The organism is Paracoccaceae bacterium (genome assembly GCA_033344815.1).
GTDB lineage: Bacteria > Pseudomonadota > Alphaproteobacteria > Rhodobacterales > Rhodobacteraceae > Roseobacter.
In genome coordinates, this window is sequence record JAWPMR010000001.1 from 2,315,791 (window position 1) to 2,338,122 (window position 22,332).

At 53.3% G+C, this 22,332-nt stretch carries 16 protein-coding genes; 4 read left to right on the forward strand and 12 right to left on the reverse strand.

Annotation, left to right across the window (positions count from 1 at the left end):
• Positions 1-2: 2 nt before the first annotated feature.
• Positions 3-1,895: a hypothetical protein gene (locus R8G34_10790; GenBank protein MDW3223357.1), complete on the reverse strand. Its 1,893-nt coding sequence runs from the start codon at positions 1,893-1,895 to the stop codon at positions 3-5.
• Positions 1,896-2,674: 779 nt separating this feature from the next.
• Here R8G34_10790 and R8G34_10795 point away from each other — a divergent pair.
• Positions 2,675-6,622: a M10 family metallopeptidase C-terminal domain-containing protein gene (locus R8G34_10795; protein ID MDW3223358.1), complete on the forward strand. Its 3,948-nt coding sequence runs from the start codon at positions 2,675-2,677 to the stop codon at positions 6,620-6,622.
• 273 nt (positions 6,623-6,895) lie between these two features.
• On the opposite strand, the gene R8G34_10800 is transcribed toward R8G34_10795, so the two are convergent.
• The 8 genes from R8G34_10800 to R8G34_10835 form a co-directional block, all read right to left on the reverse strand.
• On the reverse strand, positions 6,896-7,396 hold the full coding sequence (locus R8G34_10800; GenBank protein ID MDW3223359.1) for a DDE-type integrase/transposase/recombinase: 501 nt from the start codon (positions 7,394-7,396) through the stop codon (positions 6,896-6,898).
• A gap of 1,138 nt (positions 7,397-8,534) precedes the next feature.
• The gene (locus R8G34_10805; protein MDW3223360.1) at positions 8,535-9,752 is read right to left on the reverse strand and encodes a mandelate racemase/muconate lactonizing enzyme family protein; all 1,218 of its coding nucleotides are present in this window, start codon (positions 9,750-9,752) and stop codon (positions 8,535-8,537) included.
• Positions 9,649-11,265: a GMC family oxidoreductase N-terminal domain-containing protein gene (locus R8G34_10810; GenBank protein MDW3223361.1), complete on the reverse strand. Its 1,617-nt coding sequence runs from the start codon at positions 11,263-11,265 to the stop codon at positions 9,649-9,651. Before R8G34_10810 ends, R8G34_10805 begins: the two co-directional genes overlap by 104 nt.
• A gap of 1 nt (position 11,266) precedes the next feature.
• Positions 11,267-12,091 carry an ABC transporter permease gene (locus tag R8G34_10815; protein MDW3223362.1) on the reverse strand — a complete coding sequence of 275 codons (825 nt, stop codon included), beginning with the start codon at positions 12,089-12,091 and terminating at the stop codon, positions 11,267-11,269.
• Entirely contained in the window at positions 12,091-12,984 is an 894-nt protein-coding gene (locus tag R8G34_10820; GenBank protein ID MDW3223363.1) for an ABC transporter permease, read from the reverse strand. The genes R8G34_10815 and R8G34_10820 overlap by 1 nt, the downstream gene beginning before the upstream one ends.
• A complete protein-coding gene (locus R8G34_10825) occupies positions 12,977-14,065 on the reverse strand; it encodes an ABC transporter ATP-binding protein (GenBank protein ID MDW3223364.1) in 1,089 nt (362 codons plus the stop codon). The genes R8G34_10820 and R8G34_10825 overlap by 8 nt, the downstream gene beginning before the upstream one ends.
• A gap of 67 nt (positions 14,066-14,132) precedes the next feature.
• Positions 14,133-15,173, reverse strand: a complete 1,041-nt coding sequence (locus tag R8G34_10830) for a polyamine ABC transporter substrate-binding protein (protein MDW3223365.1) — start codon at positions 15,171-15,173, stop codon at positions 14,133-14,135.
• 100 nt (positions 15,174-15,273) lie between these two features.
• A complete protein-coding gene (locus tag R8G34_10835; protein ID MDW3223366.1) occupies positions 15,274-16,596 on the reverse strand; it encodes an FAD-binding oxidoreductase in 1,323 nt (440 codons plus the stop codon).
• Between the two features lie 167 nt (positions 16,597-16,763).
• Here R8G34_10835 and R8G34_10840 point away from each other — a divergent pair, with 167 nt between their 5' ends.
• Entirely contained in the window at positions 16,764-17,663 is a 900-nt protein-coding gene (locus R8G34_10840) for a LysR family transcriptional regulator (GenBank protein MDW3223367.1), read from the forward strand.
• A 32-nt stretch (positions 17,664-17,695) separates the two neighbouring features.
• Positions 17,696-18,280 (forward strand): dimethylsulfonioproprionate lyase family protein, encoded by a 585-nt coding sequence (locus R8G34_10845; GenBank protein MDW3223368.1) that lies wholly within the window; start codon positions 17,696-17,698, stop codon positions 18,278-18,280.
• A 466-nt stretch (positions 18,281-18,746) separates the two neighbouring features.
• Here R8G34_10845 and R8G34_10850 read toward each other — a convergent pair whose 3' ends face one another.
• From R8G34_10850 to R8G34_10860, 3 genes are all read right to left on the reverse strand, one after another.
• Positions 18,747-18,896 carry a hypothetical protein gene (locus tag R8G34_10850; GenBank protein ID MDW3223369.1) on the reverse strand — a complete coding sequence of 50 codons (150 nt, stop codon included), beginning with the start codon at positions 18,894-18,896 and terminating at the stop codon, positions 18,747-18,749.
• A gap of 590 nt (positions 18,897-19,486) precedes the next feature.
• Entirely contained in the window at positions 19,487-19,933 is a 447-nt protein-coding gene (locus R8G34_10855) for a CreA family protein (GenBank protein MDW3223370.1), read from the reverse strand.
• A gap of 169 nt (positions 19,934-20,102) precedes the next feature.
• The gene (locus R8G34_10860; protein MDW3223371.1) at positions 20,103-20,366 is read right to left on the reverse strand and encodes a hypothetical protein; all 264 of its coding nucleotides are present in this window, start codon (positions 20,364-20,366) and stop codon (positions 20,103-20,105) included.
• Between the two features lie 596 nt (positions 20,367-20,962).
• On the opposite strand from R8G34_10860, the gene R8G34_10865 reads away from it, so the two are divergent.
• Positions 20,963-22,285, forward strand: a complete 1,323-nt coding sequence (locus R8G34_10865; protein MDW3223372.1) for a mechanosensitive ion channel family protein — start codon at positions 20,963-20,965, stop codon at positions 22,283-22,285.
• Positions 22,286-22,332 lie beyond the last annotated feature (47 nt).

The window sequence follows — 22,332 nt, forward strand, 5'->3', positions numbered from 1 at the left end:
CACTATTCCGCCGGTTCAGCCGCAAAAGAGCGCCGCCGACGCCCATCTATCGGCCATTGGTTCAACAACACTTCCGAGATTACGTAAATCACCACGAAACCGATCAACCAGGAATATAGTGTTGAATAAAAAATGAGCCCGTAGTCGATGGCGTCCAGGCCGGGTCGCGGCGGGTTGGCCACCCGCGCGGAAACGATGCCAAAAAATGTGCGAGAGAACGCACCGATGAGTGCCGTTCCTGCAGCAGCGCGAAGTGCCCAGCGCAAGCTTGCCCGCCACGTGGGTCGCCCGGACAGGGAGGCCAATCCGGCTGAGTGCCCGTCAAGCAGGAAGATCACAAACAACGCCAACACCGAACCGCGCAAAATGACAAACACCTGGCTCTCGAATGCGGTGCGAACGGCAACCCAGTCGTTATTGGCAATCCCGTTCGTGATCGCCACGTTCCAAAGATTGATCGCGACGACCAGGAACATTGCGAAAGCCCATGACGCAAAAAGAGCGAGTGCAATTTGCGGAAAGGACGACGTCCAATGCCCGCGGCACACATTCATCCAATGACCCGACTGCCGACCTGCATCCCGAAGCGCGAGCGCTATAAGCATTGGGACACAGAACCCGTTCAAAGCGTCAATTGAATAGCGGATCATGCGTTGATAAACGCTGCCACTATCGCCAAACCGCATCAATTCTTGCTCAAAAATACCAAGTCCCTGGCTCCAAGCCAGGGTAACGACCATCACAAGAAAGAGCGACCACAGTAAAGTCATAGTGGTGAACGAGGGCAGCCTTTCGTGTGCTGATTTGCCTACAATATCCTGCAGAAAAGTCATCAGCCTGTCGCGCGCAATGTCTTGTTGCGCAAAGATCTCGCGCATTTTGCCTTCGCTCGTCTTTGATCCGGAGTCTTCAATGGCGGCCTTGTCGTTCCCAGAGACAGCAAGGCTGGTATGAAGTTCTTCAGCCGTTTCACGCGGGATCAGTTCGTGCTCCACGTAAAGCGCAAGTAAGATACAGAGATCTTCGGCAAGCGCGTCTGCGTCCGACGCCATCCGTTCCCAAGTACCACGTTTTACTTCGGTTATCCCTGGATCATCTTCTGGCTGAACTTTTTCTTCTTCCGATTTCTGCTCGCTCCGTCCGGGCGTAAACTCTGTTCGCTCATCCAACTCCAAGATAAGGACATCCTTGCGCGAGCGCAGTTCCTGCTCCAGCAATTCGAAGCGTTCGCGCGCTTCGATATTTTCCAGTTTTACCCGCCGATCCAGAATCCACGATGAAACCGCAAAAATTAGGTCGAGGTTTGTGCTGAAATCTTCCGGGGCGGTGAGTTGACCCGCCGCAGATGTGCGATAATGCTCGCGTCGGTCCCAGTCGCCTTTCGGGATCAGCAGGCTTTCGTCATTCTTTCTTGACAAGTTGATCGCGCTGCGACGCAGGTCGTCGGTTGCACTCAGTACACGCGTCGGAATACCAGCAAGACGGTGTGCCGTAACGCGCATGGAGTCCTCAGCGCGCTTCAGGAATGGAACCGTTGGGGCCGCCCCTACCAAAGCGAGCGCCACACCCAAAGACACCGAGGCAGGGATGGCGAAAGTTCCGTCCTCGTTTTCACCTGAAGGCAAGTCGGTTGCGCCCACAATACTTGGATCGATGTTGAGCGCGGGCAGGACTTGCGCATAGACGCACAACATAAGATAGGCAATCAAAAGTGCCAGCGTGTAAAAGAACCATGCCTGCACGACGACACGCCGCGCCCGCAGCTTGTCTGGCGAAAGTAGCGATACAAGCCGTTCAAGCCGCTTTCCTACGTCATAGGTGGTGCGGTTGAAGCGTTCGTAAGAGAAAAACACGATAATTACCGCTCCGTAGAGCAGTGCAGCAAAATCAGACATAAAATAACTTAATCAGCTCGCGCGCGGGCGAGCTAGCGGCACTTTTGCACAGCAGGATTACAGGTCTGAGCAGAAGAAATGATGGGTGTGCTGAAGACGACGATCAGCGCTAAAAATAAAGCTTTCAAAGTAGGCCTCCATTATAGAAAATGTTTCAATGTATTATGGTTAATTGATGTTAACTGATTCTGCAACTATTGCTAGATGTCACCGCGGAGCGCTTGCCTTTAACGCACATTCTCTGCTCCGCGGCCTTCTCATCACGGTTAACGTCTTCGGCCTAAAACAGGTTAACAACGACTTTTTGAGCTTCTTCCGTAAAGGCTGAAGGAATTGCCCTATTTTGGAATTTTGGGCGTCGAATCGTTCTTTTCATTTGATGTCGAATCGTTCTTTTCATTGGATAATGCCCAAAAACTCGGACCTGAATGTGTAAGCATTTCGAATTTCCGGCGACCCGACCAGTCTCGCGATCCCAACATGTGTCAAAATTTAGGCAAAAAATCCGCAATTAACTCTTTGGTAGTTTATTGGATGGTTAATCCACCATGAGTTCAAAATCCGACTGATGTTTTTCAGACTGAAATGACACGGAAAGTTCAAATGGCACCAATTTCAAGTCGAACATGATGAGACCAGCAAAAATGCGCTTCTTTTTTTTGAAACACTGTGCGGCAAGACCAAAAACCGCTAAGTAATTTTTGATTTCGAAGAACATTCGGACAGTTGAGCCCACAAAGATTTGTTTGTTGGATTAGAGAGAAATCTCGGGGAATATAATGCTGATCAACCAAAACCTGAGTGTATCTGTTGGCTCAAGTGTCGCTGACCGCGGCGATCTCAACTCAGAACAGTCAAACACCAATTTTTCAAGTACCAATCCAAGTGGTTCGGGAATACAGGACGAGATGGACAAAATTGACCGGCCAGGCGATATCACTGCCTTTTCTGAAACGCGTACTGAAGTGTCTGTGGCCGTTTCCTATGACGAAGGATTGATCGGACCGGGACCGACAGTGAAAAAAATTCCATCTGTGGAATTTGAACATATTGGCGGCTGTGGTTGTCCCGGCTGCGGTGGTATGCGAACCGAAGATGCAATTCTGCGAGAGATGGTAACTGGCAATGACGCAAATACCGGGCTGAGCGGGGGCGCGCTGTCAGCGCCATCACAACTCAGCGATTTGGCGGATTTTCTGACCACAGGTTTTTGGAACAATTTCGGCCGGGCACCGGGTGAATTTAACATGACCGGGTCGGGCATAAATGCCAAAAGCGGCGTGCTGCATTACAACGTTACAGGCTTCTCGAATGCGGGCCGCGCTGGAACGGATACCAACGGCCTGTCGAGCGCCCGTGCAGATCTCGTCCGCGATGTAATGGACGTCTTTGGTGAAGTCCTTGGGATCTCCTTCCAAGAGACGACCTCGTCCAGCGTCAACGTCACTGACATCTTTTTCAAAGATACAGATGCCCGCAGCGCGTACGCCAATTCTGCGGGTTCTTCTGGAAACTTTCAATATTCCTGGATCAACGTATCTCAGGATTGGTCTGGCAGCACGTCAACATACAACGACTACACTCTACAAACGATTTTCCACGAGGTCGGTCATGCGCTTGGGCTCGGCCACCAAGGTGTTTACAATGGCTCTGGCTCTTATGCCACCGACGCCGATTTTGAGAATGACAGCTGGCAGGCGACGATGATGTCGTACTTCAGTCAGAACGAGAATACATCCATTCCGGCGAGCTTTTCTTTCCTTCAGACGCCGATGGCAGTCGACTGGATTGCGCTGCAGGACATGTACGGTGATCAGAGCTTTGGCGGCACAAATTTTGGCGTTGGGAACGCGTTTTTGGGCGACACGGTTTACGGCTTTAACACAAATATCTCATCAAACACCTCAAACATCTGGGCCGAATTCGCGACATATGCGGATAAAACTGCGTCAACAATTGTTGATGCGGGCGGCATCGACACATTGGATTTCAGCGGCTATTCGGCAACTCAACTTATCAACCTGACGCCAACCAACCAGTTTGACACGGCGCCTTCGATTTCTGACATCGGCGGACGGATCGGGAACCTAACGTTGGCCGAAGGGACCATCATCGAAAACGCAATTGGTGGGAGCGGAGCTGATACATTTTTTGGCAACAACGCCGACAATACGTTCACCGGTAATGCAGGAAATGATCTTTTCTACGACAGCCTCGGCGCAGATAGATACTTCGGCGGCTCGGGCACTGATACGGTTGATTTTCAGGATATTTTTGAGAGCTTCTCCTTTAACATCAGCGGCGCTTTTCTGCAGGTCATAAATGCGGCAACCGATTTTGTTGAAAACACCGTCGAGTTCCTGAAATTTGGCAATCAAACGCTCAGCTTTCAGTCGATTGTTGATGGTTTAGGCACCAATTCGGCACCGACAGCCAATAACGACACCTATGCCACGGACGAGCAAACAGTTCTGACAGGTGGGAACCTCCTCGCAAATGATACCGATACAGAGGATGGCGCCTTGGTTGTGTCGACCGTAAACGGCGGAGCTGCGAATGTTGGAGCGCAAATTTCACTCGCTTCTGGCGCGCTCCTTTCCGTGAATAGTGATGGTACGTTTGAGTATGATCCGAACGGAGCGTTTGACTGGTTAGCCGAGGGACAGGTAGGCACGGACGCATTTTCCTATACCGCCTCCGATGGTAGCGCGGTCTCAAATCAGGCGACTGTGAGCATTTCCCTTTCTGGCATCGATGATACTCCAGCCGCCACGGCCATTGGACAAAGCGGCGTAGCAACCGTTTCACAATCCGGCCCGAATGAATGGCACACCGTCACGTTTGGCGCAGTGATCAGCGACGCAGTTGTGGTTATGGGCCCGGCCACCAATTTAGATACAGCACCGTTGAGCACGCGCGTTCGCAATGTGTCGGACACCGGTTTTCAATTCCAGATTGACGAATGGGACTATCTGGACGGCGTTCATGGGCTCGAAAACATCGGATGGCTGGCGGTTTCCGAGGGCTCTCACACACTCAGCAGCGGGGAAAAAATTCTTGCGTCAACGGCTTCGGTCGGAGACGGCTTTTCCAATGTGTCCTTTGGCGAGACCCTTACGGACGCCGTTGTGCTGGCCGAGGTAACATCGGTTAATGAAAGCGACGCGGTCGTCACTCGCATCCGAGGGGTCAATGACACGGGTTTCCAGACGCGCATTCAGGAACAAGAAGCCGGTAACAGCCATGTGGATGAAACGGTGTCCTGGATCGCAATTGAGTCTGGTCTGAACTCTGCATTCGAAGCATTTCAAACCCCGAATGAGGTGCGCCACCTGGTCTCCAGCTATGAATTCACAAATGATTTTGGCGCAACGCCGGTCCTGCTTGCTGACATGCAATCCAACGATGGCGGTGACACCGCAACAACACGACTTGCTGCGCTGGACAGCGGTGGCGTTTCACTGTTTGTCGAGGAAGAGCAATCAGCAAACGTCGAAACGAACCATGCGACCGAAACTGTTGGCATTGCAGCTTTTGCGGGCGGTTTGCTCTATGCGAATGAACAACCCGATGCAGGATTGATCTTGCAGGACGATACAGCGACGGTTTCTGAAAGCAATGTCCTGTCACTCGATGTGCTTTCCAATGATGCAAACAAGGGCGGAGGCGCGCTGGTACTGACGCAAATTGAGGGCGTGGACGTCAGCGTTGGCGATAGCGTAACGCTTGCGTCAGGTGCGCGCGTCACACTAAACGCGGATCAGACCGTTACCTACGATCAAAACAGTTCATTCGATGCCCTGAACACGGGGCAAAGTGCAACGGATCAATTCGTCTACACGGTGTCCAATGGTGAGAGCGCAACCTCTGCCGCAACTGTAACAGTGACGATTTTGGGCGCGGATGACCCAACGCCGGCCGGGGACGTGATCGGGCAGAGCGGCGTCGTCTCTGTCAGTCAGGCTGGACCGGGCCAATGGCACAGCATTTCATTCGACGCGGCGATTGAAAATGCTGTTGTTGTGCTGGGACCAGCAACCAGCAACGACAGTGCACAGCTGACGACGCGCGTACGCAGCGTGACTGAAACCGGATTTGAGTTCCAGATTGACGAATGGAACTATCTGGACGGGGTCCATGGCGTTGAAAGCATCGGGTGGCTTGCGATTTCCGAAGGGTCTCATACGCTGGGAAGCGGTCAGACTGTTGTTGCCTCCACCGCATCCATCGACACGCGTTTCTCGACATTGTCTTTCGGCGAAACGCTGGACGATGCGATTGTCTTTGCCGAAGTAAGTACGGTAAATGAAAGCGACGCGGTCACCACGCGCATTAAAAGTGTCAGCGAGCAGGGATTTGAGGTCAAGATCCAGGAAGAGGAGGCTGGTGACGCTCACGGTTCCGAGACTGTGTCGTGGATTGCAATCGAGAGTGGCTTGACCGACGGGTTGGAGGCAGTCCGTGCCAGTAATCTATTTGGTAACGACGGCGCTGGTTTCGAATTTGAGAACGCCTTTGCGGCCACACCGGTCCTGATTGCGGATATGCAAAGCACGTTTGGCAGTGATCCCGCGACAATCCGCTTGAGCAGTCTTGATGCAAATGACGTATCAATGTTCGTAGAGGAAGAGCAGTCCGCAAATGATGAAGTCAGGCATATCGAGGAAGTTGCGGGCTATATCGCTTTGGATAGCGGTCTGATCTATGAGGACACGTTCATTTTCTGACCCCTTCGTCGCGCTCTGGAATTGTGTGCACACACTACATTTCCATGCAACTAATGGCACCGACTCCGCGGAGACAAGCGCCTCGTTGAAACGACCCCCGGTTTTTGGAGCGAAATGAACAGCACTGAAGAGTTTGTTCGACTTTTTGGTCCAGTAAGAAACACAGCGTTGTGGAAACAAAAATCTCTCCGTGGCATCGCGCACTCCATGCTGCCCTGCCCCAAATCTATGGGCCACTTTTGAGCAAGGTTTCTGGAACGGGTGGGCGCATGTTTAGCGCCTGATGTGGTCGGACACCATTGTACTGTCGCAGCCTAGTATTGATGACGATCTGTGCCTGTTTGGTGGTTTGGAACATTCTGCCTTGAAGACTTCGCGGCGTAGTGTGCCATTGAAGCGTTCTGTATAGCGGTTCTTCCAACGCGACCCCGGGTAGATCTGCATCGGCTTGATCCCGACTTTTCTCAGCCAGTCTTTCAGTGCCGCAGCAATGAACTCTGAGCTACGGTCTGAACGAAGATCCCCGGTCTTCCGGCGCCGTAAAAGCAGTGGGTAGAGCGCATCCTGCACATCTGCGCTGGTCATCTTTGGTTTGACCGCGAGACAAAGCGCTTCACAGCTATGTTCATCGAGCACTGCCAGAATTTTGTATGGGCGTCCGTTGCTCAGCGTGTCGTGCACGAAATTGGCGCTCCAGATGTGACTGGGATGTTGCGACAGCAGTCGGATGATGAGCTGTCCTTGTGGTGCAGCCGTTTGCGCTTCTTGTGCCACTGTAGAAATTGCAGACCTTCTTCGCCCCATAGCCGCTCAATCTTCTTGTGATTGACGAGCCAGCCTTCGACTCGCAGCAGTTCCGCAACCTTACGATAGCCGTAGCTGCCATATTGCTTTGCCAATCGGAGCATTGCCAGGCGCAACACGTCATCATCCGTGGAAAGCGCCTCGTATCGCAACGTGCTTCGAGCCACGCCCAGAACCCGACATATCCGCCATTCGGAGGTTGCCAGCTTTTGCTCAGTTTTAGGGGGCCAGAATAATGCAAGCACTCGTTTTCAAAAGAATGCAGCCTTTCTGTGTAAAGGACAGGAGCGTTGAAAATTCTTTGATTTTGCGGGATCTTCACAGTGAACACGGGATCTCGGCCGACGATGCAATTTTGGACCTGTCATCGAAGAGAATAGACGGCATTCTTTTCGTTTGGCACCCGGCAAGACCAGAGATGTCCTGTGCACGGCCAGAATGTAAGTTCGACCTACGACGCGCACATAAACCCAAAACGGTTTCCGGTTGGGAACTATGACTGCATGAAGGTCGTCATGAAATGCCTTCTTGGCAGCAGGTCACTAGCACTTTTTCGAAGGCACCTTTACAAATATCTGAACATCTGGATTTGCGAGGAGGTCGAAGGCGTGGCGTATGGGACGCCCTTTTTGCTGACGGTTGTGACCGCTGATCGAATCTATACAAGTGGTTGATTTATTGTCGAATATCCCGAAATCTATACGACAAGCATTTGGGATCGCGATATTAGGCAGAAACCTTCGAACCGTTCCAGTGGTCATCGCCAAAGATCACCCACCAAGGTAGACGGAAAATTGGACGTTTCGATCGGAAAGTGATGCAAAATCTGAATGACATGCTGATTCATCCCGAAAGTCCAAGCATTAGAATTCACAATGAAGCTGATCTCTTCCAATTTGCAATCATGCTGAAGGGTTGCCCAATCCACATTGATAAGAAGTGAGCCTCTCAAGGTCATTCAGGCGGATCTATTTTGGACCATTGCCCACGTCGTTCCGAAAAGTACGTATCTGCAGAGTAGTTTTCCGGAAAGCGGCGTAGAAAGATGTCCGCCCGTCCGCCTCAAATCATTCTGATCATCCCAACAGCCTCAAAAGTCACACATCCGTCACAACTCGCTGAATTGATGAACTGACCTCGCCAACCACTCCGGAGAAATCTCAACGCCCCAACCAGGTGCATCGGTCACAAAGGCTTGTCCGCCATCGATGGAATAGGGCGATTGAACGAAAAGTCCCTCTTGCCACGGGTAGTAGTCAAGACCTTCGATGGAGAATTCCAGATACTTCCCCGCATTCGGAATGGCGCGCAGCAAATGCATCGTGAACAGTGTCACCAACGACCAATTCGCGCAATGCGGTGTGACCGGCAAACCGGCCGTTTTAGCCATTTCCACGACTCTGAGGGTGCGACAGATCCCACCCAAGTAAAGGATATCCGGTTGGACGATATCCACGACTCGCATGTCAATCATGCGCTGCCACGTCGGCAGATCGCAGTCCTGTTCGCCGCCTGTAACGTCGATATCGAGAGCGTCTGTGACCTGTTTTGTTTGTTCAAAGTGCCAATAGGGGCACGGTTCTTCAAAATGGCAATAATCCTGATCTTCAAGCATGCGACCGACTTCAATGGCCCGGTCCGGTGTGTAGCAACTATTGGCATCTATCAGCAGGTCCACATCATGGCCTAACGCGCGGCGCAGGGTGGGAATGATCTCCTCGGTGCGCCCGGGCCATTCGTCCCGGTTGCGTCCCACTTCGGCACCTGCGCGTATTTTGAAGGCGTCAAACCCTTGTGTATCGCGCAGATGTTTCATTCGGATCGCTTCGTCCTGGGGTGTTATGTCTCGCTTCATTGAGGACGCATAGGCGCGGATCGGTCCCGGCGTTCCGCCCAGAAGCTCGACCACGGGTTTGCCCTGTTGTTTGCCACGCAGATCCCAGATCGCTGTGTCAACGCCGCCCATCGCGCGTCGCAGATAGGATCCCGGAAACTTGTGTTCGCGCTCGGTGACAATATCAAGCAGATCATCCAGATCGGTTATGTCCTGCCCAAGCATCCACGGGGCGACCTGGCGGTGCAGCACCTGACATGTGATGTCCGAATGATAGGTGGACACCTGCCCCCAGCCTTGCGCGCCATCTTCGGCGGTGACACGCACAAAACCGACGTCCTGTGTGGTAAAAGTCTCAATGGATTTCAGTTTCATATGCAAACGCCTCTCAGGATGTCGCGCTTTGGAGGATAATATCGGATGCTTTTTCACCGACCATGATGGCTGGCGCATTCGTGTTACCGGTTGGAATGGTGGGAAAGATCGAGGCATCAGCAATGCGCAACCCTTTCAACCCGTGAACCTTGAGCTGTGGATCGACCACGCTTGTGGCAGGATCTCGACCCATGCGACAGGTTGAGCAGGCATGGAAAACGGTCCAGGCGTTCTCTTGGATATATCTGGATATGTCTGCATCGCTTGTAGCCTGCGCACCAGGTAAAAGCTCGCTTTCAATCACGGAACGCAACGCAGGGGCTTGAGCGATCTCGCGCATCAATCTTGTCCCGGCCACCATCAAGGCCCGATCCTCTTCGGTGTCGAGATAATTGGGGTGTATTTCAGGCGATGCCATAGGATCTGGCGAACAGATGTTGAGATGCCCGACACTCGTCGGTTTGCACGGATTGAAGCCCATCAAGAACCCCTTGAAGGGATCCGGGCGCATCAGCGGGCGGATCCCTTCGGGCGCGCGGGTATAGCTGACGGGCGAAAAGTAGAGCTGCAGATCCGGGCCTTGAGACGCGTCGGACATGCTAATGAACCCACCCCCTTGATTAAGGCTCAGTGAAAGCGGGCCCGTGCGCATTAACGCATACTGAAGCGCGGCTTTGGTCTTCCCCCAAAGCGGTCCTAGAGCCTGATTGAGGCTTGGTACGTTTGAGGTATAGTAATTGTCGCTGCCCAGATGATCCTGGAGGTTGCGTCCAACATGCGACGCATTCAGTCGCACGGGGATGCCATGATCCTGCAAGACTTCACCTGGCCCAACGCCAGAAAGTTGCAGCAATTGTGGCGAGTTGATCGCGCCCGCGGATAGGATCACTTCGGCGCGCGCTTGCAGGGTTTTGGTCTGACCATTCTGTTGAAACTTAACGCCGGTCGCGCGCAGGCCTTCAAATAGCACCCGCGTCACATGGGCACCTGTGCGGATTTCAAGATTTTGGCGTCGCTTTGCGGGTTTGAGATAACTGCGCGCAGTAGAGGCGCGAAAACCTCCCTTGGTAGTGATCTGATAGCACGCGGCGCCTTCCATATTCTCGCCGTTGTAGTCCGGGTTGGTCGGGATGCCGGTCTGTCGTGCCGCCTCAAGGAAAATGCGCGTCAATGGATGCACTTCATCCGTGACATCATGCACGGGCAGGGGGCCGCCTTTGCCGCGCGCCGGGCTGGATGGTCCGTCCCAGTCTTCCATACGGCGAAATATAGGCTCTACGTCATCCCACGCCCAACCGGGTGCCGCCGCATTCCATTCCGCATAATCGCTAGGATGGCCGCGCACATAGACCATCGCATTGATCGAACTGGACCCGCCGAGCACCTTGCCGCGCGGCCAGTAAGAGCGACGATCCTTTAAGCCCGCAATAGGTTCCGTTGTGTATTTCCAGTTGACCTTTTCGTCATGAAAAACCTTGCCGTAGCCAATTGGCATCTGGATCCAAAGGTCCCTGTCATGCCCTCCGGCTTCGAGAAGGGCGACGCGAAAGCGGCCACATTCCGTGAGCCGGTTCGCCAGTACCGCCCCCGCAGAGCCAGCACCAACGATAACGTAGTCAAATGCCTCCAAGCTATTTCTCCGACCCGCCGCGTCCGAACACCTGTGCAAGGACCATCATCACTGATGTAATGATGATCATGATTGTCGAGATCGCTGCAATTGTCGGGTCGATTTGATCACGCAACGCGTTGAACATATTGCGTGTTAGCGTCGGGTTGTCGCCACCTGATATGAACATCGCGACGACGACTTCATCAAAGGAGGTCAAAAACGCCAGCAGGGCTGCGGTCACGATGGCAAATCGGATCTGCGGTACGGTTATCGTGAGAAATGCCTGCCAGCGTGGGGCACCCAAACTGCGCGCGGCAAGTTCCTGATTCATGTCATAACTTTTGAGCGCGGATCCGGTCACAATGATCACAAGCGGCAGCGCTAAAACGCTGTGTGCCAGTACAAGTCCGGTTAGTGTGTAAAGCAGGCTGAGTTTGACAAAGATGTAAAACGCCCCGATCGCGACCAGAACCACCGGCACCATCATCGGGGTGATCAAGGCAAGATAAGCAACCTTTACAAAACGCACGCCGCAACAATGCAGCCCGTAAGCCGCAACAACGCCGACCGGTGTTGCCACGAGCATTGTCAGGAAAGCGGCCTTGAGAGAGGTCGCGGTTGCCTGCATCCATTCCGGCGACCCAAAGTAATTCCGATACCAGCGCAGCGACCAGTTTTCCGGCGGAAATTCGAGGTATTGCGAATCCGAAAAGGACATCGGGATCACGATTAAGGTCGGCACCACCAAGAGCAGCATGACAACACCGGCAAACACATAGAGCCAAAGGCGCTGGCCGTGGGTGACCTGAGTGTCAGAGGCGGGTTTATCAAACCATGCGAACATCAGTGCCCACCTGCCCCCATATTTGCCACATTGGAGAAGCGAGACGCCACCCAGAGGATTGCGATGGTTAACACCAGAAGCACAACGCCAAGCGCACTTGCTGCTCCCCAGTTCACAAATAATTCGATGTTGGAGACGATTTTCATCGACACCATGATCACCTTGCCACCGCCCAACACGGCGGGCGTTACAAAGAAACCCAAGCACAATACAAAGACCATAAGCGACCCAGCCAGCAATCCAGGCGCGGACAGCGGGAAAAACACGGTCCAAAAGGCCCAGCGCGGGCTGGCCCCCAGATTGGAGGCTGCTTTCAGGTAATCGTGATCTATCGCTTTCATAGCGTTATAAACGGGCAGGATCAGGAACGGCAGCATGATATGGACCATGCCGATCAATGTACCCGTCATATTGTGCACGATCTTGATCGGCTCATCCCAAACCCCGAGCGAGATGGCCCATTGATTGACCAGACCCTGCTTTTGCAACAGCACCAGCCATGCATAAGTGCGTACCAAGAGTGACGTCCAGAACGGTACAAGGACCGTGATCAACGCCAGATTGGCCCAGCGGGTTGGCAGTTGGGACATGAAGTAAGCCAGCGGATAACCGATGAGAATACATAGGCCAGTGGTCAAAAAACTGACCTGAAATGTAGTCATGAAAATACGGTAATAGGACTTGCGTTCGATCATACGGGCGTAGTTTTCGAGCGAGAATTGCCCGTCCGCGCCAATGAAGGACACATAGAACAACCACCCGACAGGGATCACGAGTATCACAAGGACCAAGAGCAGCGCAGGTGAGCTGAGGCCAAACAACCGGAGCCGCTCAAGCACGCCATCGCGGTGCAGGCCCGCGCCTTGTGGCAGGGGAATGGAACTATCAGTCATCATCATTCGCAATCAAAACGGTGTCGGCGGCATCCAACGTCAGGGCGATCTGATCTCCGGGAGCAGGTAATTTGGCGACCATATTACCGCGGATACCGCCGCGCAGGCTGACTTCGGTACCGTCGGGCAATTGGGCATACAAAAGATAGCTGTCGCCCTGATAGACGACATTTGACACCGTTGCCTGAAACAGATTGGCCGTATCGGGTGCGTCATTTGATGCCATCCGCAATCGTTCGGGGCGTATCATCAGAAGTAGTTTTCCTGATGGCGCGTTGTTTCCCGCGTGTTTGAGGGGGGCGCCCGCGAACATTATCTGACTGCCTTCCCGCGATACCGGCAGAAAGGTTGAATCCCCGATGAAGTCCGCCACAAACCGGTTCGACGGTGCGTCATAGACTTCCTGTGGGGATGCCAGCTGCATGATCTTACCGTGATTGACCACGGCGATCCTATCCGACATGGTCAAGGCTTCGCGCTGGTCATGCGTCACATAAACCGTTGTCATACCTAGTTTTTCATGCAGATGGCGCAGTTCGATCTGCATCTGGTCACGCAATTTCTTATAAAGCGCGGAAAGGGGCTCATCCATCAAAAGGATACGGGGTTCAAACACAATTGCACGTGCCACTGCCACGCGTTGTTTTTGACCGCCCGACAGCTGGTGAATGCGCCGCGCGCCGTACCCCCCTAATTGAACGGTTTCCAATGCTTGCTCAACCCGCGCGTCAATCTCGTCCTTGGCGGTTTTACGCAGACGTAACGGATAGCCGACGTTTCCTGCCACTGTCATATGCGGAAAAAGCGCGTAATTCTGAAACACCATACCCACGTCGCGCAGATGCGGCGGTTTGCGGATCACTTCTTCATCGCCGAACTTCAAACTGCCGCCATCAGGTCGTGTGAACCCCGCCAAGACCATCAGCAAGGTTGTTTTGCCAGAGCCTGAAGGACCCAGAAGTGTCAGAAATTCGCCGCTTTTTACGTCGAGTGAGACATCATCAAGAGCGTGGACTGAGCCGTAGGTTTTGGTGACATTCCGCACCGAAATCGGCAATGCTTTAGACAGAACCTCGGTCACAACACACTTCCTGTATACCTCTGTGGGTGACAACCGTGCCCACAGAGGTCGTTTTTTGTCACCAAGCTCACTCGGTCAGCATTTCCTGATACATCTCGTCAGCTATGGTTTCCCATTTGGCGTACCATTCCAGTGAAACTGGCAGTTGCATAGCAGCGTTTTCCGGTGACGAGGGCAGTCCCGCCGCCACTTCATCGGTGATCACGCCGGTGCCATAGGCCGCTTTGTTTGTCGGGCCATAGGTGATGTAAGTGGGCAGATCATCCTGATATTCCGGTTTGGAGATTTCATTGAGAAACGCCATCGCCACATCCTTGTTTGGCGCACCTTTGGGAATGGCAAAACAATCATAATCAAGCAAAGCCTGGTTGAAGCTGTACTTTACCTGAGCGCCATCCTTGGCGGCGTTGTCAAAACGCCCGTTCCAGCCGGTGGTCATGTCGACCTCACCGTCTTTCATCAATTGCGCCTGCTGGGCACCTGAGGACCAGAAAACATCAATATTCGGCTTAAGTTCGCGTATTTTGTCCAGAGCCCGTTCGATGCCCTCTTCAGAATCCAATTCAGCATATACATCTTCGGGGGCCACGCCCAAAGCCATCATCGCAGGCTCAAGTGCGCCCGCCACTTTGTTGCGATAGGCTCGTTTGCCCGGGAATTTCTCAACGTCCCAGAAATCCGCCCAGCTTTGTGGCCCGGCATCGCCATATGTCGCAGTATTCCATGCATAGACGGTCGAAAAAACATCACCGCCGACGCAATAGTCGGTGTAGAGGCCCGGGTAGAAACTGGACACATCAATTACGCTGTAGTCGAGTTTTTCCAACAGCCCTTCTGCCGCTGCCCGCGCCGCGGAACCCGAGCCGCTGGCTACAATGTCCAATGAGACCGCGCCCGTAGACACCTGCAGGCGCACATCCGACATGCCGCCATAGGATTCCTGTTTGACAACAATGCCGGTATTGGCAGCTGCGGGCTCAAACAGTGCTTTACTTTGGGCTTCCTGATAGGATCCGCCCCAGGAAGCGATGGTGACAGTCTGATCCTGCGCATGTGCTGTTGAGCCAATCAAAATGGCGGCCAGTGTTAGGCCTCTTGCCGTGTTCATGTCTTACTCCTTGTTGTCTGTTTGAGCTTCCCATGCGGAAAGCACATACGCCTTTGATTTTCCCGAGCAGTACGGCGCATCAGCCGCCCGGTGTCAGTTGTCAGACAGCAGTCGCTGCGCGTTTCATTTCAAGGCGATCCTGCCTGCGATACCAGGCGACGGTTGCCGGCAAGAACCATGGTTTTCCAGTGTAAAATGGCCGCGTCGGGTTCGACAAACCGTCAAGTGCGGTTGACCCCTCGGCAAGTCCTAGCACTTTTTGACCCAAACGCTTCCCAAGGTAGCTGGCCATGGACACGCCGGATCCGCAATATCCCATCGCGTAATGGATGCCGTTATGAACGCCGGTATGGGCCAGTTCGTCAAAGGTGTAAGCGACGCGACCCATCCAGGAATGCGTGATGCCGTATGAGGCCAGCTCTGGGAAAATCTCACACATATCGGTAAAAAGCTTGGGGCCGCTGATGGATGTATCCGTTTCATTTGCCGAAACCCGCCCACCAAAAATTACCCGCCTGCCGTCCGGTGACGCACGATAGTAGTAAACAACCTTGCGCGTATCGCTGGCAATGCGGCCCGTCGGGAACAGAGCGGTGACGAGATCTATAGGCAAGGGCTCCGTTGCAATGATATAGCTGCCAATTGGAATGACACGCCGCTGGAGCCAGGGCGTCAGGCCAGTAGTATATCCGTTTGTGGCCACAATCACTTCTCGGGTGCGGACGTTACCTTTTTCGGTCGACAGAATAAAACCGCCGACATCTCTGGTGATTGCGGTAACCGCGCACCCGCCCAAGACGTCTGCACCCGCTGATCGCGCGAGCGACAGAAGCCCGCGATGGTATTTGGCCGGATCGATCGAGGCATGTCGCGTAAAGACCACGCCCCCATGATAGGCATCAGAGCCCAGTTCACGCCGTTGTTCAGCGCGCGGCACCACAAAGGCTTCGATGTTTTCGGTGCGCGACAAAGTTTCTGCATCGCGCGCAATCTCTTCATAGTGCGCGGGAGTATGGGCAGCATGGAACCTGCCACTGCGGGCAAAATCACATTCCAACCCTTCATGCGTGATAAAATCACCGATCCAATCCAACGCCGTCTCGCCTTCCTTGCGGATGGCGCGGGCACGTTCTGCCCCATATGTTGCGGTCAGTTTTTGCAAAGATGGTTTGACACTTGTGCTGATCTGACCGCCATTGCGTGTGCTGCATCCCCAACCCGGATCCTGCGCGTCCAGAACCAATGTCTGGCAGCCGCCGCGCGCGGTTTCAATCGCGGCGTGCAGACCAGTGTATCCCGACCCAATGACGACGACGTCGACGGAATGCGGTAGGTTTTCTGTGAGGGAGGAAGGAACTGACACTCCTTCCAGCCAATAGGAACTGTCTTTGCAATCTGGTCTGATGACCGTGTTCCCCGCCATTGTCCACTCCCTGGAGCACTTGACCTAAATGGGTCTGAATGCGTTGATCCGCAGGAAATCCCAGATCGCAAACAGATCATTCATCGACGATAGGAAGAAAGCTGTATTAAATCAATACAATTGGAATTACGGTAATATTCGATTTACTTATGGCGTAAGGCGTACGTATGGGACCATCCTTAAAGCTGCGGCATCTGGAAGTGTTCAATGCATTGATCGAGGCCGGATCTGTGTCCCGCGCTGCGGTCCGGCTTAATCTGACACAACCTGCCGTGAGTATTGCGCTCAGTAACTTTGAGGCCGACTTGGGGTTTGCCTTGTTTCATCGTGAGCGCGGGTTTTTCACACCCACAAAAGAAGCCATGCTGTTACATGAAGAGGTTGTGCACGGCTTGCAGGCGATCAGCCAGGTTCAGGAGCGGGCAGTCAGGATCCTTTCGGGTCAAACCGGATGCGTCCGCATTGCGACCAACGGTGTTCTGGCGTTCAACTTTCTACCCGGTTTGCTGGCGAATTTTCAACGCGAACATCCTGGAATCACGATTGAAATCAAGGTGCATTCTTCCCGCCAGATTGCGACATGGGTTGCCACGCAGACCATTGATATCGGGCTGATTGATCTGCCCGTCCCCGTCGCGGGTCTGGATGCTGAGATTTTCAAGTTCGATTGTGTCTGCGCGATGCACAAGGATGATCCGCTCACTGCATTCCAAGAAATCCATCCAAAACTGCTGGAGGGGCGTTCGGTAATCAAAATAACCGGCGATCACCAAATAGATCAACAACTTGACACGCTTCTGGCCGCGGCCAACGTGTCGGTTTCCCGGAACATGACAGCTTATTACTTCGCAATTGCCCGCAATCTGGTTGCTGCAGGCCAACATCTCGCCGTTCTTGATCCAGTGAATGGCAAGGCTGATTTACAAGACGATGTGACTTGGCGACCATTTACACCCAACATTTATAACAGTCTTGCTGTGGTCACCCAAAAAGATCAGCCCATCGGCCAAGCCGCGCTGGAAGTACATGAACGTATTCGGGGCGCATTGAATGCGCTGGCCGTCTGAAGGAAACCAACCCGTCGCAAGGGCCCTCTAAAGTGACAACAACCTCCCGCCTCAATGGATTCATGGCCGCCGCAAGTGCTCAGTTATTGCGTGACGACAGCAAGATAGCGGATCACATCGGCACGGCACTTGCTGCAGGATATGCAGGGCCGCGAGCACTGCCACCCGCCTCAATGCCAGCCTGCGCGATTCTGGACTCCATGCTATCCAATGCCGAAGAGGACCACATACAGAAATTGGCCGCTTGTGCCGAGGATCTGCACTGGCGCATGGCAGGTTTCGGCAAATTGTCAGGCGAAATCAATAATAAACTTGCAGTTGCCGAATTGATTGGACCGGATGGCCTGTTTGTCAGGCCGGATATTCGTATTGGCCTGCTGTTACAGCGAGAAGGCTTTCACTATCCTAACCACTCTCATGCAGCGGAAGAAATCTACCTCGTTCTTAGCGGCACTGCGATGTGGGCGGTAGATAACGCAGAACCGATCCCGCGCGGACCCGGTGGCATTATCCGCCACAGATCTTACCAGCCCCACAGCATCGAGACCATAGGCGAGCCATTATGCGCGCTTTGGGGCTGGGTTGGCGATGTCGCTGGCGGGTCCTATTCCGTGTGACGTCAAACCATGCGGCTCTGGGCCCGGGCGTCGTTTGAATGAAAGACTCAATGAATGAAGTTTGTCGGACCAAGGACGCCGGACCCTGATGATGCGTCGATTGGGGCAATAGCTTTACTTGCGCCACCGCGAGTTGGATCGGTAATTTGTGTAAATACGTGAGGAAGGTACATACCCGGGTTCGCCCAGCGCAGATGTTTTCCGCCCACTTCAACGATAACGGCCTGACTTCCGTAAACTACACCAAGGGACTGAGAATGTTGCAATTGCTCAAACGCAGCCGAAGTGTTGTTGCTCTGTAGGCACTCTTGATCTGTTGAATGATTTTTTAACCCACTTACTGCAGTGCAAGCGCGTTCCGGTAGAATGAATGTATTTTGAGGCAGGGCACTCTAACGCTTGGACCCGTATGATGCCAATACGCGGCCCTCTTACAGTCATCGTGCCATTTCACCCAAGAGTGTGCCTACTGGCGCAGCATGATGACCACTGCGGTTTGCACAAACAGCATGCACAGATATCGGCTGCCGTGGTTGTGTTCCTGCTCAATATCGCCTGCCCGCCAGTGCGACTCTGTCGCGGGATCAATCCGAGCCAGGCGTAAAATCGCGCCCATGGTCACAGGCCTCGTCCTTGCCGATTGCAGCACCCATTGCCGTCGTGCGGCTCGCAGCCGAATTCATAAGCCCGATTTGTTCAACCACGACCTCTTGGAGCCCGCCGAATTGCACGGCGCAAATACATTAGACTCGGATGATGCGCCCTTGAAGGTTTCTACTTTATCGGTGAACCCGATGAGCTTTTCCCGTCGGTCGCGAGCAATACTTGGAGCTTCATCTGATCGGAACGTTCTGCATCACTTCTAAAAAATATCCTTTTTCTGAAACACTTTGCGACTAGAGCAATCAATGATGCAACGAGAACGCGCCGTCGCTTGATCGGCCTGTTGATGGGCTCAGGGTCAATGCCCCCAGAAAGCTGGGCACAACAGACAGGACGAGATCGCGTGCGAAGTACGCAACTAGAAAGATCGCATCACTCGTCCGGGTGCCAACGCTTAGCTGCCGCGCTTTGGTGTCATCTTTCGCAGCTTATCGCGATTTTTTTGGCACATTCTGATCGCGACGAGCGGTGAAAACGGCGTGATAGTGTAATTATGTGCCAATCCTCTCCCCATCTGATGGGAATTGCAGAAACTTCGCGGGTCTAGTTTTGAAAAAAGGGCACAGTTGAAATTGACATTTTGGCGGACCCATCTTGAACCTCGCGCGCATGCGCAATGTAAATCAGGGTCTTATTTTCCTCATCCAGAATACGTTTGACGTTCAAGGACTTCCACACAATTGATCTACGCTCGGAAAAGACGTTTTCGCCCTCGTCCGATCGATCAATATCGCCGATTGATACAGGCCCGGTCTGGCGGCACGCGATCGAAGAGTTGGAGGGGTCTTCAAACCAATCGCCTTTTTGCAGCCGATCTATGAACCCTCTTTCGAAATAAGCGACATGGCAAGTGACACCGTCGACCAATGGATCGGCAAAGGCCTCAATGATGATATCATTGCCGAGCCAGTCCACATCGACTTTGCCGACTGTCTCTGCCTTGGCGGCACTGGAGATCAGCGTAACTATGGCAACGAACAAAGCGATCATTCTGCGGATTTCTGAACGGTATGACATCATTCGCATCAACCTAATCCCAGGAATGAAATGATCGCCAAAATCACTACCACCAGACCTATGACGTATATTAATCGATTCATGACTGTTCCCTTGATGGCCTGCTCTTGGACGCGCCTATTGGCCCGACGGAACACAACGCTCAGGCAAGAAACTGGTTCCAAAGTTTCGCAGCAATAATCCCAAGCCACATGCACCGTGGTTTCAGCATCGCGTCGGCGGCGTCATCCATGTCAAAATCGCGACGATGTATCTGCCGACTCTCTTGATGGCTCGTCATCAATGTGACCGCACAACTTTTATGAACAAGACGCTCGATGTCATCATGTTCTGCTGCAGTGAGCCATTCGCTAAGTATGATAGGCGACTTCTGATCTTTGGGCGTCGATCCAGCGGAGAGTTTCACTGCTCCAATGTATCTTGTCGGCCTACTCACGCGCCACCGTCAGAATGTGGTTGCCCGATGACATGCATCATCCCGTGACAAGATGGATCTTCTTTCTCGGGGCCATGTTACCCCGCCTGGGAACCGGTAAACGATATGCGACTTAGCGCAGTTCCTGACGGCCAAGAGGCATCTATCAAGACGGATGCATCCAAGTCCGCTGCATCATCCTCATCCTTTGGACCACCGGACGACACTTGGCATGACTTTGATGTGCACAAGAAAATACCCTTGAACAAGGGAGTGTTTGGTGGGCAAACGCATTGGCGATTGATCCAGCTTGGCACGGATGGCTGGTAATCTCACCGGGATAGACGTCGTAACCACGCATCATGCCGAAGCGTTCCTCGGACAACTAGAATTCCGCGACGCATTCTGGCGTCACCGGGAACTTTCATTGCCTTGGCGAATTTGTCCTGCAACATAGGAGGCGCCGGCAATTTTGTTGCTGAGAGCCAAATAGAGACCTTTGAAAACGCGGTGTATAAGGACGAAAGATGGGTTTGATAAAAGCGGTAGCCAGTGCCACCTTTTTGATGTGTTGGGTTTTGCTCCTGATGCCGCTCCAGGCTGCCCCCTCATTCGCTCAGTCCACCGCCACCACAGCTGACGCCGAACCCATCGAAACCGAACAACAAGTTGACATTGAGCCGGTCGCCGCGGATGCCGATATTGCGGGACGGATTGCGCGAATCCTGAATGCTACGGGCTGGTACCAAGGGATCGATGTGGGTGTCGATGAAAGCGTCGCCTTTCTTGATGGTGTCGCGCAAACTGAGGCGCATAAGACCTGGGCGCAAAACCTGGCTGCCAAAACAACGGGCGTAGCGGCAGTCGTAAATCGCATTCAGGTGAACGACGATGTTGAGTGGTCCTTTGATCCGGCCTTGGTCGAATTGAACCGGCTTGTTCAGGATACTGTCGCCGCGTTGCCCTTGTTTCTACTAGCGCTTCTGGTGCTGCCTTTAGCCTGGTATGCCGCGAAACTGGTCGCGCGTTTTGTGCGTTGGCTGCTGGGCGCACGTGTTCAAACACCCTTCCTGCGCTCCATTATATCGCGCATCGTGGCATTCCCGGTTTTCCTAACCGGTCTCTACATTGTATTGCAGGTTGCGGGCCTCACGCAGCTTGCGCTGTCACTTTTAGGTGGTGCTGGCGTGATCGGTATCGTCATCGGTTTTGCCTTTCGCGATATTGCCGAAAATTTTCTGGCCAGCCTGATCCTGAGCGTACGCCGACCGTTTCAGCGGGGCGACTTCATTGAGGTTGCCGGGCTGGCCGGTACCGTCAAGAGCATGACCACACGCAGCACGCTGTTATCCTCGGTGGAAGGCAATCAAATACACATTCCGAACGCCACAATTTTTAAGAACGTCATCGAGAATTTTACATCCTCTCCAAGCAGGCGCGGCGATTTCAACGTTGGGATTGGATATGATGCCACTGTTCCGGATGTTCAGGCCATTATTCTTGATTGCTTGCAGAAACATCACGCGGTCATGTCCGACCCTGAGCCAATGGTGTTGGTTGATGCGCTCGGCGCGTCGACGGTGAATATTCGCACATATTATTGGTTCAACGGTCATGTAATCTCTGCGATCAAGCTCAAATCAGCCCTGCTCAGGACAGTCAAAACCGCCTTGATGAATGCAGGTATTTCTCTTCCGGATGAAGCGCGCGAGGTAATTTTCCCGCAGGGCGTCCACGTGATCACCGGGGCCGAGCAAGAAGCCCCGACACTGACCAAGGACACTGCCGCCCGCCCGCCAGTAGAAGAACCCGATGCAACCGATGCGGAGGGCGATTTGCTGACAGAGAACACACCAGATGAAGAGGGATCTGATGTAGAACAAAAAAGTGATCTCTTGGGATCCAGCTAGTCTTCATTCGTGGAGAACGCCGATCTGCCTCGTTGGGGGCAAAACAC